This window comes from Streptomyces sp. NPDC005435 (assembly GCF_040703155.1).
In the GTDB taxonomy this organism is placed as follows: Bacteria; Actinomycetota; Actinomycetes; order Streptomycetales; family Streptomycetaceae; genus Streptomyces.
This window is the reverse complement of the sequence record NZ_JBEXEQ010000012.1, coordinates 71,319-84,032: the sequence shown is the minus strand read 5'-3', so window position 1 is coordinate 84,032 and position 12,714 is coordinate 71,319. Positions and strand designations below refer to the sequence as shown.

Genomic DNA, 12,714 nt, shown 5'->3' with positions numbered 1-12,714 from the left:
TGCGATCGTCGTACCGCCATCGGTCCTCGGGGCCACGGCAGCGCTCACCGGCCCGTTCCTCACGCCGCGCGGGTGAACCGGCGCCGCTCCGGACCGTCCGGGCGCCCGGGTCCCTCCGGCCGCCCGGGACCGTCCGAGCGCCCCGGCCCGTCCAGCCGCCCCGGACCACCGGCGGACCCGAGTCCGCCCGAACGCCCCGGGCCACCGACGGACCCGAGTCCGCCCGAACGCCCCGGACCTTCCGGCCGCCCCGAGCCGCCGGTATGCGCCTCCGCCTCCGTACCTCCCCGCCGGGCGCCCGGGCCGCGCCCTCCGGCCCGCCGCGCCGCACGGTCCGCCCGGGCCGCGCGCGTCGCCTCGCGGACCAGCCGGTCCCGGTCGGCGGCGCGGCGCAGTTCGGCGGAGCGCATCCGGTAGTCGTCGTACGCGAACATGGCATGTCCTCCTGGGATGTCGGATGGAACCGCTCGCTTCTCGCGAGGACTCCACCCTCCGCCCCCAGGGGGCCGCGCCGCATCGGGCGACTTCCGCATCCTGACGTGACCGTCCGCGCCCCGGGCACGCGTAAGGGGGCCTCAGAAACTCCCCGGAGGCCCCTGAGGGCACTCCTGAGACTTTCTGAGGCCCCCTTGGAGGAGGAGCCGGGGTCAGCTCGCCGAGGGCAGGCCGAGCAGGGCGTCGGAGTACTTCAGCACGGCGAGCAGCAGGCCGATGACGCCGAGCGAGACACCCGCCCAGGCGACGGACTTGATCCAGGGGGCCTGCGGCCGGCCGGGCGCCCCGAAGGCGGGCCGGATCAGCACGACGGCGCCGGTGACCAGCGCGGCGACGGCGAACAGACCGGCCCACAGCGCGGTGGCGTGCCAGGAGTCGCCGTACACCGCCTTGATCTGCTGGGAGACGCTCGCGGTGGACGAGGTCTTCAGCTGGCCGATGAGCTGCGCGCGGGCCGAGGCCAGCGTGCCGATCCAGCCGCCGTTGAGGGAGACCAGGCCGAGCGCGGCGGAGACCACGGCGGCGGCACCCTGACCGACCCCGGTCTTCTCGCGGGGCTCGACGGAGTCGTCCTCGGCGAGGAACTCCTCGTGGTCCTCGTCCGACGGCTCGGCACGGTCGGCGCCGGCCTCCGCCTCGGGGGCCTCGGTCTCAGGAGTCTTCGCCTCGGGGGCCTCCTTCTCGGGGGCCTCGGCCACCGGTTCCTCCTCCGGTGCCCGCTCGTCGTCGGTCTTGGTGACGTCGTCTGTCTTCGTAGCCATGCCCGGCACCGTACGGACGGAGTCTGAGAGTCGTCTTAACGATCGCTGTGGGCGGCACGCGCGCGTGCCGCGCGCCACTCCGGGGCGAGCACCGCCCAGATCTCGGTGTCCTGGCGCACACCCCGGTGCGGGAAGTTCTCGCGGAGCACGCCCTCGCGGCTCATGCCCAGGCGCCGGGCCACGTTGACGCTCGGCCGGTTGTCGGGTGCGACCTGCCACTCCACGCGGTGCATCCCGCGCTCGTCGAACGCCCAGTCCAGCAGCGTCCGCATCCCGCGCGTGACGAGTCCGCGCCCGGCCGCCTCCGGCACCAGCCAGCAACCGGCCTCGCAGCTGCCCGTCTCCGTGTCCCAGATCCGGAAGAGCAGGCCGCCGACGAGCCTGCCGTCCAGCCATATGCCGTGCAGGCTGCCGCTGTCGGTGGCGCGCTTGTCGGCGTACCGCTTCACATACGCGCGGGCGCCGTCGAGGTCCGGGATCACGTCCGGGAGAGCCACGTACCGCCCGATGAAGTCCCGCGCGCCGTCGATGGCGGCGAACATGGCCTCCGCGTGCCAGACCTCCATGGGCCGCAGTTCGGCGCCGTCGTCACCGAGGGATGTGGCGTACATCGTGCTGTGCTTCCTTCCGCAGTCCCCGGCGTTCCTCCGGCCCGGGCCGCGACGAGCTTTTCACACCGGCCGTTCACACCCCCTGCGGAACCGGACGCCCCCGCCGGACCCGCCGCCTCAGCCGAACCGGCCGCCTCAGTCGAACTGGTCGCCTCAGTCGAACTGATCGCCCAGCGCCATGATCATCGTCCCGGCCACCAGGAGCCACAGCGCGCGGCGGGTACGGCCCCGGGAGCCGAGGAACCCCGCGAGGGCGCACACGGCGGCACCGAGGGCGTAGGCGGCGGGCACCAGCGCGGGTTCGGCCGCGGTCAGCCGGAACAGCGCGGCCCCGGCCCCGGCGGCACAGAGCAGGGCACCGGTGAGGACGGAAGCCCAGCGGGCGCGGCGGGCGTCGTCGTACTCGTCGTCATCGTCGTCATCGTCCGGGTCGTCGTCATCGCCCTCGTCGTCGTCCGGGTCGCCGTCATCCGCTCCGTCCGCGTCGCCCGCGTCACCCGAGCCGTCCGCGTCCTCCGCGCCCCCGCCGGCCTCCCCCTCGGCGCCCGCGGCACCCGCCCGCGCCGTCTCCTCGTCGCTGCCCCCCGTGCTCTCCGCGAGGTCGTCCCGTTCGGCGGTGACGGGTGCGGTGCCGGAATCGGTACGTCCACTCATGCGGCGCGAGCGTAGCGCCTCGCTCGGACCATTCCGGGTGCGGGGCTGCCCGTAAGAGTGCTGTCCCTGATCGCTCTTGACCGGAAAACTGCAGAGTTCCGACGAACTCGACCGTCGTACACAAGGGTGTGGCCCCGCAGGACGCGAAGTCCTGCGGGGCCACGACCGGCGTGCGGCGGGACTCAGCCCTCGCTCACGCCCAGCTTCTCCAGGATCAGCTCCTTGACGCGGGCCGCGTCGGCCTGGCCACGGGTGGCCTTCATGACCGCGCCGACCAGCGCGCCGGCCGCCGCCACCTTGCCGCCGCGGATCTTGTCCGCGACGCCCGGGTTCCCGGCGATGGCCTCGTCCACGGCCGTGCCGAGCGCGGAGTCGTCGGAGACGACCTTCAGCCCGCGCTTGTCGACGACCTCGTCCGGGGTGCCCTCGCCGGCGAGGACGCCCTCGATGACCTGGCGGGCCAGCTTGTCGTTCAGATCACCGGAGTTGACCAGCGCGGTGACCCGCGCGACCTGCTCCGGGGTGATCGCCAGCTCGTCCAGGGACGTGCCCGACTCGTTGGCGCTGCGCGCCAGTTCGCCCATCCACCACTTGCGCGCGGAGGCCGCGTCGGCACCGGCGTCGATGGTGGCGACGATCAGGTCCAGCGCACCGGCGTTGGTGATCGACTGCATGTCGGTGGCCGAGATGCCCCACTCCGCGAGGAGTCGGGTACGGCGGGCCAGCGGCAGTTCGGGCAGCGCGGCGCGGATCTTCTCGACCCACTCGCGCGAGGGCGCCACCGGGACGAGGTCGGGCTCCGGGAAGTACCGGTAGTCCTCGGCCTCCTCCTTCACGCGGCCCGAGGTCGTGGACCCCGTGTCCTCGTGGAAGTGGCGGGTCTCCTGGACGATCGTGCCGCCGCCGTCGAGCACGGCCGCGTGGCGCATGATCTCGAACCGGGCCGCACGCTCGACCGAGCGCAGCGAGTTGACGTTCTTCGTCTCGGAGCGCGTGCCGAACTTCTCGCGGCCGTGCGGGCGCAGCGACAGGTTCACGTCGCAGCGCATCTGGCCCATCTCCATGCGCGCCTCGGACACACCGAGGGCGCGGATGACCTCACGCAGCTCGCGGACGTAGGCGCGCGCGACCTCGGGGGCCCGCTCGCCCGCGCCCTCGATCGGCTTGGTGACGATCTCGATGAGCGGGATGCCCGCGCGGTTGTAGTCGAGCAGGGAGTGGGACGCGCCGTGGATACGGCCGGTGGCGCCGCCGACGTGCGTCGACTTGCCGGTGTCCTCCTCCATGTGGGCGCGCTCGATCTCCACGCGGAAGGTCTCGCCGTCCTCCAACTGCACGTCGAGGTAACCGTCGAAGGCGATCGGCTCGTCGTACTGGGAGGTCTGGAAGTTCTTCGGCATGTCCGGATAGAAGTAGTTCTTCCGGGCGAAGCGGCACCACTCGGCGATCGAGCAGTTCAGCGCGAGGCCGATCTTGATGGCGGACTCGACGCCGGTCGCGTTGACGACCGGGAGCGCGCCGGGCAGGCCGAGGCACACGGGGCACGTCTGCGAGTTGGGGTCGGCCCCCAGCTCGGTCGAACACCCGCAGAACATCTTGGTGTGGGTGCCGAGTTCGACATGGACCTCAAGGCCCATGACGGGGTCGTACGACGCCAGAGCGTCCTCGTACGACACCAGGTCGGTCGTGGTGGTCACGGTGAAAACTTCCCTCTCAGCCCAGCAGGACGTCGTCGTCGCCCAGCCGCTTCAGCTCGCGGTAGAGGATGGCGAGTCCGGTGACGATGGCGACGGCGGACGCGGCGGCGTCGATCAGGCGCAGCGTGTCGTGCTCGGCGCGGGCCTTCCTGATCTGCTTGGCGACACCGACCGCGCCGAACGCGGTCCCGGCCATGGACAGGTACGTGCCGGACCTCGACTGCTTGAAGCCCTTGGCCTTGTTCAGTGCACTCACAGCGACGGTGCCTCCTCGATGAGCGGGTGCCCCCACTTTTCCACGAAGGCGGCCTCGACGGCGGCGCCGACCTTGTACAGCCTGTCGTCCTTCATCGCCGGGGCGATGATCTGCAGGCCCACCGGGAGGTTGTCCTCCGGGGCGAGACCGCAGGGCAGCGACATGGCCGCGTTGCCCGCGAGGTTCGTCGGGATGGTGCACAGGTCCGCGAGGTACATCGCCATCGGGTCGTCGGCGCGCTCGCCGATCGCGAAGGCGGTGGTCGGGGTCGTCGGGGAGACGATCACGTCGACCTGCTCGAAGGCCTTCTCGAAGTCCCGCGTGATGAGGGTGCGGACCTTCTGCGCGGAGCCGTAGTAGGCGTCGTAGTAGCCGCTGGAGAGGGCGTACGTGCCGAGCATGATGCGGCGCTTGACCTCGTCGCCGAAGCCCGCCTCACGGGTGAGGGAGGTGACCTCCTCGGCGGAGTGGGTGCCGTCGTCGCCGGTACGGCGGCCGTAGCGCAGGCCGTCGAAGCGGGCGAGGTTGGAGGAGCACTCGGACGGCGCGATCAGGTAGTACGCCGAGAGGGCGAGGTCGAAGGACGGGCAGTCCAGCTCGACGATCTCGGCGCCCAACTCCTTGAGCAGCTCGACGGACTCGTCGAAGCGCTGGAGGACACCGGCCTGGTAGCCCTCGCCGCGGAACTGCTTGACGACGCCGACGCGCATCCCCGCGACCGAGCCGTTGCGCGCGGCCTCGACGACCGGCGGGACCGGGGCGTCGACGGAGGTGGAGTCCAGCGGGTCGTGCCCGGCGATGACCTCGTGCAGCAGGGCCGCGTCCAGGACCGTACGGGCGCAGGGGCCGCCCTGATCGAGGGAGGAGGAGAAGGCCACCATGCCGTAGCGGGAGACCGAGCCGTACGTCGGCTTGACGCCGACCGTGCCGGTGACGGCGGCCGGCTGGCGGATGGAACCGCCGGTGTCGGTGCCGATGGCGAGCGGGGCCTCGAAGGAGGCGAGCGCGGCGGAGGAACCGCCGCCGGAGCCGCCGGGGATCTTGGTGAGGTCCCAGGGGTTGCCGGTCGGGCCGTAGGCGCTGTTCTCGGTGGAGGACCCCATGGCGAACTCGTCCATGTTGGTCTTGCCGAGGATGACGACGTCGGCGTCCTTGAGGCGCTTGGTGAGCGTCGCGTCGTACGGCGGGATCCAGCCTTCGAGGATCTTGGAGCCGACGGTGGTCGGCACGCCCTCGGTGGTGAAGATGTCCTTGAGCGCGAGCGGGACGCCGGCCAGCGGGCCGAGCTTCTCGCCGCGGGCCCGCTTCTCGTCCACGGCGCGGGCCTGGGCGAGAGCACCCTCGCGGTCGACGTGCAGGAAGGCGTGCACCTTCTCGTCGACGGCGCCGATGCGGGCGAGGTGGGCCTCGGTGACCTCGACGGCCGTCAGCTCGCCGGAGGCGATCTTCTCGGCGATCTCGGCGGCCGTGAGCTTGATGATGTCGGTCATGACGGGTTAGTCCTCCCCCAGGATCTGCGGCACCTTGAAACGCTGCTGCTCCTGGGCGGGGGCGCCGGAGAGCGCCTGCTCGGGGGTGAGCGAGGGACGGACCTCGTCCGCGCGCATGACGTTCGTCAGCGGGAGCGGGTGCGAGGTCGGCGGTACGTCTTGGTCGGCGACCTCACTGACGCGGGCGACCGCGCCGATGATGTCGTCCAGCTGTCCCGCGAAGTGGTCGAGCTCTTCGGGCTTCAGCTCCAGACGCGCCAGCCGGGCGAGGTGGGCGACCTCCTCGCGCGTGATGCCAGGCATTCAGCGATCCTCTGGGGTGAGTGTGTGTGCTTTGGGCCAATCCTATGGGGCGGGCACCGGTACCCGTGAAACGGTTTCCGGTGCCCGCCCCACAGGACCTGCGGCCGCCGCGCTCAACCGCGCCGGTCGTCCCACGCCTCGCTCCGCAGGAAGTGGTTGTCGTACCGCTCCTGCACCTCAAGGAGGCTCTCCGGGGTCAGCTCGCCGAGGCGGATGCGCTGGAGGTGGCGGAAGTACTCGAAGCGCTCGACTCCGGGGGTGATGACGACCAGGAGATCGACCCGGGAGCCGGGGACGGCGGCGAAGGCGTGGGGGCGGTCCGGCGGGACGATGACCAGGTCGCCGCGCCCGGCGGTCACGACGTCGTCGCCGGAGAGGACCTCGGCGGCGCCGTCGAGCACGTAGAACATCTCGGCGGAGTGGTGGTGGACGTGCGGGCGGGCTCCGTCGGCGCCCTCCGCGAGGGTGACGCGCACGGTGGACAGCGCGCCCCCGCTGGCGCTGCTGTCGGCCAGGAGCCTGACTCCGACGGGATCATCGCCGATCAGCTCGGCGTCGGCGTCCCGGACGAGCACGGTGTCGTCGAACTTCGGCACGAACAGTGACATCGGTTCCCCCTGCGGCTTCCGGAATGATCTTCAGACGGCGAACAGTAGCCCTGCCGCGATCAGCACGACCATCGCGGTGGCGAAGTGGATTCCGAAGGCGACGGCCCGCGTACCCCCGTTGCGCAGGACGATCAGGGTGTCGCCGAGCGGGATCAGGGCGACGCAGACCATGAACCACGCCTCGGCCCGCGCCCCGACGAGGAAGAGCAGCGCGAGACCGACGACACCGAGCGTGCCGTCCCGCAGCCCCTTGATGGAGAGATAGGCACCGGCGTCGCCCTCGGGCCGGGCGGGGACGCCGTAGCCGGCGGCGGCGGAGGCGGGCTGGAACAGGAAGCGGTAGCCGAGGAACACACAGAACAGGTCGAGCACGACGGCCAGGGTGTACGCGGTGACGAGCATGTCTTCTCCCCCTGATTTCTAGCAACGCTAGCAGTAATAGCGAAGCTAACAGAGCAGGAGCAGAAATGCTAGCGCTGCTAGAATCCACATCATGTCGATCCAGACGCGCCGGGAGCGCGAACGAGCGGAACGCGAGCGGCTGATCGTCACCGCCGCACGGGACCTGGCCGAGGCCGAGGGCTGGGACGCGGTCACCACGCGCCGCCTGGCCGCCGAGATCGAGTACAGCCAGCCGGTCCTCTACAGCCACTTCAAGGGCAAGGACGCGATCATGGCCGCGGTCGCGGTCGAGGGCTGCGTGGAACTGGCGGCGGAGCTACGGACGGCCCGTACGAAGGCCACGACCCCGAAGGAAGCCCTGGCGGCCGTCGGCAGGGCGTACACCGACTTCGCCCACCGCCGCCCCGCCCTCTACGACGCGATGTTCACCCACCACGTGGACCTCCCCTTCGCCACCCCGGAGGCCCCGGCCCCCCTGAAGGAGGCGTTCGGCGAGATCCTCCAGGCGGTGGAGCCGATCACAGCCGAGGGCGAGAATGCCGACCTGCTCACGGAGACGTACTGGGCAGCCCTGCACGGCCTGGTGACGCTGATGCGCAGCGGCCGCCTGCCGAAGGAGGCACAGGAGACGAGGCTGAAGCTGCTGATCAGTCACTTCGCGAAGAACTGAACCGGGAGCAGGGCAACTCCCTAAAGGGGCGCGGGGAACTGCGCGACAAGCCACGACGAACCCGCACCCCGCAATGGCGAGAACCCCTCACTCCCCGGCCGGAAGCGCCGCAGGCGACCGCCACCCCCGAGACCCCCGAGCCCGCAGCCAAGCGGTGGTCTCCTCGGGAGGCATAGCCGCAGCGACCAGCCACCCCTGCACCGCGTCACACCCCAGATCCCGCAACCGCTCCCACGTCTCGTCGTCCTCCACGCCCTCGGCGACGACCACGAGCCCGAGCGAGTGCGCCAGATCCACCGTGCACCGCACGATCTCCGCGTCCTCGGTGTCCACGGCGAGCCGCGCCACGAAGGACCGGTCGATCTTCAGCTCGCTGACGGGCAGCCGCCGCAGATGCACGAGCGAGGAGTACCCGGTGCCGAAGTCGTCGAGGGACATCTTGACGCCGTGACCGGTGAGCGCGGCGAGCGTGTCGGCGGCCCGGGTCGGGTCCTCCAGCAGCACGTGCTCGGTGATCTCCAGTTGGAGCGCCCCCGCCGGGACCCCGTGCCGGGCGAGCCGGGCGGCGACCGACCCCGCGAAGCCGGGCGAATGGACGTCGCGCGGGGAGACGTTGACGGCGACCGGCACCCGCAGGCCCTGCTCGCGCCAGCGGGCGACCTGGCCGAGGGCGGTCTCCAGGACGTACTCGGTGAGCAGCGGCATCAGCCCGGAGGTCTCGGCGATGGCGATGAACTCGTCCGGCGGAACCTTTCCGCGCTCCGGGTGCACCCAGCGCACCAGGGCCTCCAGACCGGCGACCTGTCCGTCGAAGCGGACCTTGGGCTGGTAGTGCAGCTGCACCTCGTGGGCGTCCAGGGCGCGGCGCAGATCGCCGAGGAGGGCGAGCCGGTCGGGGGTGTTGGAGTCCCGCTTGGACTCGTACGCCTCGACGCCGGAGCGGTCCCGCTTCGCCTGGTACATCGCCACGTCGGCGCGCCGGAGCATCCCCTCGGCGTCCAGGGCGTGGTCGGGGAAGAGGGCGACGCCCGCGCTGGCCTCCAGGACGAGGGTGAGCCCGTCGAGGTCGAGCGGGGAGCTGAGCGTGGTGACCAGGCCGCGGGCGATCCGGGTGGCCGAGGTGGTGGAGTCGGCGACGGGCAGCAGGACCGCGAACTCGTCCCCGCCGAGCCGCGCGGCCTCCGCCCCGCGCGGCAGGGCGTGCCGCAGCCGTTCCGCGATCTGCAGCAGTAAGCGGTCCCCGGCGAGATGACCGAGGGTGTCGTTGACCGATCGGAACCGGTCCAGGTCGATCAGCAGGAGCGCGGAACGCGCCCCGATGCGTTCGGCGTCGTCCAGCGCGGTCCAGATGCGCTCCAGCAGCCACTGCCGGTTGGGCAGTCCGGTCAGCGGGTCGCGCAACTGCTCCTCGGCGCGCGCCCGGGCCATCCACAGCGCGGAGTCGAGCGCGATCAGCGGGACGGCGAACAGCGGCAGCAGCACCGGCTGCGCGTCCGCGACCACGCACACCAGCGGGGCGATGCCGAGCAGCGCCACCGCGACCAGACCCTGTCTGACCAGGGCGCTGCGGGCGACGGTCGGCAGCCCGCGCCCACGCGGGGCGCGCAGGTACCACAGCAGCCCCCGCCCGACGACGAGGTACGCGGCGGCGGCGAGCACGGTCTCGGGTACGGTGCCGAGGCCCCAGCCGCCCATCCCCCACGGCCGCTCGACGGTGGGCACCCGGCCGAACGCGCCGAGCACCAGCCCGCCCGCGCCGACTCCGAGGATGTCCACCGCGCCGTGCAGCACGCCCTGGCGCGGCCGCTGCCGCCGGGCGACGCCGACCAGGACGACGACGGTGAGGCTGACCAGGGCCGCGGGTATCCAGCCGTAGAGCAGCAGGACGGCGAGGGTGAGCGCGGCGCCGGAGCCGGTGCCGCCCCACCAGCGGGCCCGGCCCAGCATGACGAGGTGTCCGACGATGACGCCGGTGAGCAGGGCGAGCGCCCAGCCGGCCGTGCCGCTCGGGAAGAGGGCGTGGCCGTCGGCGAAGGCGAGGGCGAGGCCGGTGGTGAGCGCCAGTCCTGCGGCGGCGACCACGAGCGCGGGCAGCGATCGCAGCCGTCGCAGACGGGAGCCGGCCGGGGCGCCGAATCCCGCCGGGAGTACGGGAGTTGATGCCGGGGCGGGGAGAGGTGCCGGGGCGCGGGGGCCGGCGCGGTCGCCGCTCTGTCCCGTCCACCGGATCCCCCGCCACGCGCCCGGACGGCGGCGCGGCCGCCGTGCGTCCGGGGCCACGCTCTCGGTCGGTTCCATTCCCGTCCCTCTCACAGCCGGCGGTGCCCACGCCACGCGGCTCGATGGCCGTCGGCCATCGGCGGCCCGGCGGTGTACAGCCCTCCCCCGGGCCGCCCCGCGGCCTCGGGGATGCCCCGGCCGCGGCTGGGCACGGCGGGCGCACACCTCAACAGTAGGCCGCCGAGGGCCTCCCCGGGCAGCGGTCGTGGACGGTTGCCCGAATGCGGCCGGGCCACCCGTATGCAACTGATATGCGCCGATCGGGTGGCCTTCAACCGCTACTCCTCGGTCGCCAGGGCGACTTCGGCCGCCGCGTCGGGGCCGCGCTCCAGCAGGACGGTGAAGCCGTCCTCGTCCAGGACGGGCACCTTGAGCTGCATCGCCTTGTCGTACTTGGAGCCCGGGTTGTCACCGACGACCACGAACGAGGTCTTCTTGGACACCGATCCGGTCACCTTGGCGCCCCGGGTCTGGAGGGCCTCCTTGGCGCCGTCCCGGGTGAAGTTCTCCAGGGTGCCGGTGACGACGACGGTGAGCCCTTCGAGGGGGCGCGGGCCCTCGTCCTCGCCGGTGGCCTCCTCCTCCAGGGGGACTCCGGCCGCCTTCCACTTGCGGACGATCTCGCGGTGCCAGTCCTCGGCGAACCACTCCTTGAGCGCGGCCGCGATGATGGGGCCCACGCCGTCGGTGGCGGCCAGTTCCTCCTCCGTGGCCGCCTCGATGCGGTCGATGGAGCGGAACTCGCGGGCGAGCGCCTGCGCGGCGACCGGGCCGACATGACGGATCGACAGACCGTTGATGAAGCGGGCGAGCGGGCGCTGCTTGGCCGCCTCGATGTGCTCAAGCAGGGAGAGGGTGTTCTTCTTCGGCTCGCCCTTCTGGTTGGCGAAGACGGTGACGACCTTCTCCTCGCCGGTCTTCGGGTCGCGCTTGGGCAGCCCGCTGTCGGGGTCGAGGACGTACGCCTTGATGGGGAGCAGCTTCTCCACCGTCAGGTCGAACAGGTCGCCCTCGTCCACCAGCGGCGGTTCGGCGGGCTCCAGCGGGCGGGTGAGCGCGGCGGCGGCGACGCCCCCGAAGTGCTCGATGTCCAGGCACTCGCGGCCCGCGAGGTAGGCCACTCGCTCTCTCAACTGGGCCGGGCACGTACGCCCGTTGGGGCAGCGGAGGTCGATGTCGCCCTCCTTCATGGCGCGCAGCGGGGTGCCGCACTCCGGGCAGTTCGCCGGCATCACGAACTCCCGCTCGCTGCCGTCGCGCAGGTCGACCACCGGGCCGAGGATCTCGGGGATGACGTCACCGGCCTTGCGCAGCACCACGGTGTCGCCGATGAGCACGCCCTTGGCCTTGACGACCTCCTGGTTGTGCAGGGTGGCGAACTCGACCTCGCTGCCCGCGACCTTGACCGGCTCGACCTGGGCGTAGGGGGTGACGCGGCCGGTGCGGCCGACGCCGACCTTGATGTCGACCAGCTTGGTGTTGACCTCCTCCGGCGCGTACTTGTACGCGATGGCCCAGCGCGGGGCGCGCGCGGTGGAGCCCAGGCGCCCCTGGAGGCGGATCTCGTCGAGCTTGACGACGACTCCGTCGATCTCGTGCTCGACGGAGTGGCGGTTCTCGCCGTAGTACTTGATGAACTCCCGTACGCCGTCGAGGTCGTCCACCACGCGGTTGTGCGTGGAGGTGGGCAGGCCCCAGGTCTTCAGCAGGTCGTACGCCTCGGACAGGCGGGTCAGGCCGCTGAAGCCCTCCAGGGCGCCGATGCCGTGGACGACCATGTGCAGCGGGCGGGTGGCGGTGACGCGCGGGTCCTTCTGGCGCAGTGAACCGGCCGCCGCGTTGCGGGGGTTGGCGAAGGGCTTGTCCCCGGCGGCGACCAGGCGCTCGTTGAGCTCCAGGAACTTGTCCATCGGGAAGTAGACCTCGCCGCGGATCTCCACGAGGTCGGGCACCGTCTCGCCGTGCAGACGGTCGGGGATGTCGGCGATGGTGCGGACGTTGGGCGTGATGTCCTCGCCGGTGCGGCCGTCGCCCCGGGTGGCGGCGCGGGTGAGGCGGCCGTGCTCGTACGTGAGGTTGACGGCGAGTCCGTCGACCTTCAGCTCGCACAGGAAGTGGTAGTCCTGGTCGCCCAGTTCGCGCTGGACGCGGTCGGCCCAGGTGGCCAGCTCCTCGTCGTCGAAGGCGTTGTCCAGGGAGAGCATGCGCTCGCGGTGGGCGACCGCGGTGAACTCCGTCTCGTAGGACCCGGCGACCTTCTGGGTGGGCGAGTCCGGGGTGCGCAGCTCCGGGAACTCCTCCTCCAGGGCCTCCAGGGTCTTCAGGAGCGTGTCGAACTCCGCGTCGCTGACGACGGGAGCGTCCTTCACGTAGTACCGGAAGCGGTGCTCCTCGACCTGCTCCGCGAGCCGCCCGTGCCGCTCGCGCGCCTCGGCGGGCACCGTTGTCGTCGCCGCTTGCTTGTCGCCGGCCACCGTGTGGTCCTCC

Annotated in this window: 13 protein-coding genes; 1 reads left to right on the top strand and 12 read right to left on the bottom strand. The window is 72.0% G+C overall.

The window, feature by feature from the left end:
- Positions 1–59: 59 nt before the first annotated feature.
- The 10 genes from AB0898_RS17150 to AB0898_RS17105 all read right to left on the bottom strand — a co-directional run bounded on the left by AB0898_RS17150 (position 60) and on the right by AB0898_RS17105 (position 7,277).
- Entirely contained in the window at positions 60–434 is a 375-nt protein-coding gene (locus AB0898_RS17150; RefSeq protein WP_366803755.1) for a hypothetical protein, read from the bottom strand.
- 213 nt (positions 435–647) lie between these two features.
- The gene (locus AB0898_RS17145) at positions 648–1,256 is read right to left on the bottom strand and encodes a hypothetical protein (protein ID WP_366803754.1); all 609 of its coding nucleotides are present in this window, start codon (positions 1,254–1,256) and stop codon (positions 648–650) included.
- A gap of 35 nt (positions 1,257–1,291) precedes the next feature.
- Complete coding sequence (locus AB0898_RS17140) at positions 1,292–1,867, bottom strand: GNAT family protein (RefSeq protein WP_366803753.1); 576 nt, start codon at positions 1,865–1,867, stop codon at positions 1,292–1,294.
- A gap of 153 nt (positions 1,868–2,020) precedes the next feature.
- Positions 2,021–2,521 carry a hypothetical protein gene (locus AB0898_RS17135; protein ID WP_366803752.1) on the bottom strand — a complete coding sequence of 167 codons (501 nt, stop codon included), beginning with the start codon at positions 2,519–2,521 and terminating at the stop codon, positions 2,021–2,023.
- 182 nt (positions 2,522–2,703) lie between these two features.
- Positions 2,704–4,218: an Asp-tRNA(Asn)/Glu-tRNA(Gln) amidotransferase subunit GatB gene (gatB, locus tag AB0898_RS17130; RefSeq protein ID WP_366803751.1), complete on the bottom strand. Its 1,515-nt coding sequence runs from the start codon at positions 4,216–4,218 to the stop codon at positions 2,704–2,706.
- Positions 4,219–4,234: 16 nt separating this feature from the next.
- Positions 4,235–4,474, bottom strand: coding sequence for a hypothetical protein (locus tag AB0898_RS17125; protein WP_366803750.1), 240 nt, complete (start codon positions 4,472–4,474; stop codon positions 4,235–4,237).
- A complete protein-coding gene (gene gatA / locus AB0898_RS17120; protein WP_366803749.1) occupies positions 4,471–5,964 on the bottom strand; it encodes an Asp-tRNA(Asn)/Glu-tRNA(Gln) amidotransferase subunit GatA in 1,494 nt (497 codons plus the stop codon). The genes AB0898_RS17125 and gatA overlap by 4 nt, the downstream gene beginning before the upstream one ends.
- 6 nt (positions 5,965–5,970) lie before the next feature.
- On the bottom strand, positions 5,971–6,267 hold the full coding sequence (gatC, locus tag AB0898_RS17115) for an Asp-tRNA(Asn)/Glu-tRNA(Gln) amidotransferase subunit GatC (protein WP_018531282.1): 297 nt from the start codon (positions 6,265–6,267) through the stop codon (positions 5,971–5,973).
- A 113-nt stretch (positions 6,268–6,380) separates the two neighbouring features.
- Positions 6,381–6,875 (bottom strand): cupin domain-containing protein, encoded by a 495-nt coding sequence (locus tag AB0898_RS17110; protein WP_366803748.1) that lies wholly within the window; start codon positions 6,873–6,875, stop codon positions 6,381–6,383.
- A 30-nt stretch (positions 6,876–6,905) separates the two neighbouring features.
- Entirely contained in the window at positions 6,906–7,277 is a 372-nt protein-coding gene (locus AB0898_RS17105; protein WP_366803747.1) for a DUF4267 domain-containing protein, read from the bottom strand.
- Between the two features lie 91 nt (positions 7,278–7,368).
- On the opposite strand from AB0898_RS17105, the gene AB0898_RS17100 reads away from it, so the two are divergent.
- Positions 7,369–7,947: a TetR/AcrR family transcriptional regulator gene (locus AB0898_RS17100; protein WP_366803746.1), complete on the top strand. Its 579-nt coding sequence runs from the start codon at positions 7,369–7,371 to the stop codon at positions 7,945–7,947.
- Between the two features lie 87 nt (positions 7,948–8,034).
- On the opposite strand, the gene AB0898_RS17095 is transcribed toward AB0898_RS17100, so the two are convergent.
- Both AB0898_RS17095 and ligA read right to left on the bottom strand, forming a co-directional pair.
- Positions 8,035–10,245, bottom strand: a complete 2,211-nt coding sequence (locus tag AB0898_RS17095; RefSeq protein ID WP_366803745.1) for a bifunctional diguanylate cyclase/phosphodiesterase — start codon at positions 10,243–10,245, stop codon at positions 8,035–8,037.
- Positions 10,246–10,505: 260 nt separating this feature from the next.
- A complete protein-coding gene (gene ligA / locus AB0898_RS17090; RefSeq protein WP_366803744.1) occupies positions 10,506–12,701 on the bottom strand; it encodes an NAD-dependent DNA ligase LigA in 2,196 nt (731 codons plus the stop codon).
- Positions 12,702–12,714 lie beyond the last annotated feature (13 nt).

Excerpts from the sequence above, each read along its gene's own strand:
- AB0898_RS17150 (WP_366803755.1), bottom strand. The coding sequence starts at position 434 with ATGTTCGCGTACGACGACTACCGGATGCGCTCCGCCGAACTGCGCCGC.
- AB0898_RS17145 (WP_366803754.1), bottom strand. The coding sequence starts at position 1,256 with ATGGCTACGAAGACAGACGACGTCACCAAGACCGACGACGAGCGGGCA.
- AB0898_RS17140 (WP_366803753.1), bottom strand. The coding sequence starts at position 1,867 with ATGTACGCCACATCCCTCGGTGACGACGGCGCCGAACTGCGGCCCATG.
- AB0898_RS17135 (WP_366803752.1), bottom strand. The coding sequence starts at position 2,521 with ATGAGTGGACGTACCGATTCCGGCACCGCACCCGTCACCGCCGAACGG.
- gatA (WP_366803749.1), bottom strand. The coding sequence starts at position 5,964 with ATGACCGACATCATCAAGCTCACGGCCGCCGAGATCGCCGAGAAGATC.
- gatC (WP_018531282.1), bottom strand. The coding sequence starts at position 6,267 with ATGCCTGGCATCACGCGCGAGGAGGTCGCCCACCTCGCCCGGCTGGCG.
- AB0898_RS17110 (WP_366803748.1), bottom strand. The coding sequence starts at position 6,875 with ATGTCACTGTTCGTGCCGAAGTTCGACGACACCGTGCTCGTCCGGGAC.
- AB0898_RS17105 (WP_366803747.1), bottom strand. The coding sequence starts at position 7,277 with ATGCTCGTCACCGCGTACACCCTGGCCGTCGTGCTCGACCTGTTCTGT.
- AB0898_RS17100 (WP_366803746.1), top strand. The coding sequence starts at position 7,369 with ATGTCGATCCAGACGCGCCGGGAGCGCGAACGAGCGGAACGCGAGCGG.
- AB0898_RS17095 (WP_366803745.1), bottom strand. The coding sequence starts at position 10,245 with ATGGAACCGACCGAGAGCGTGGCCCCGGACGCACGGCGGCCGCGCCGC.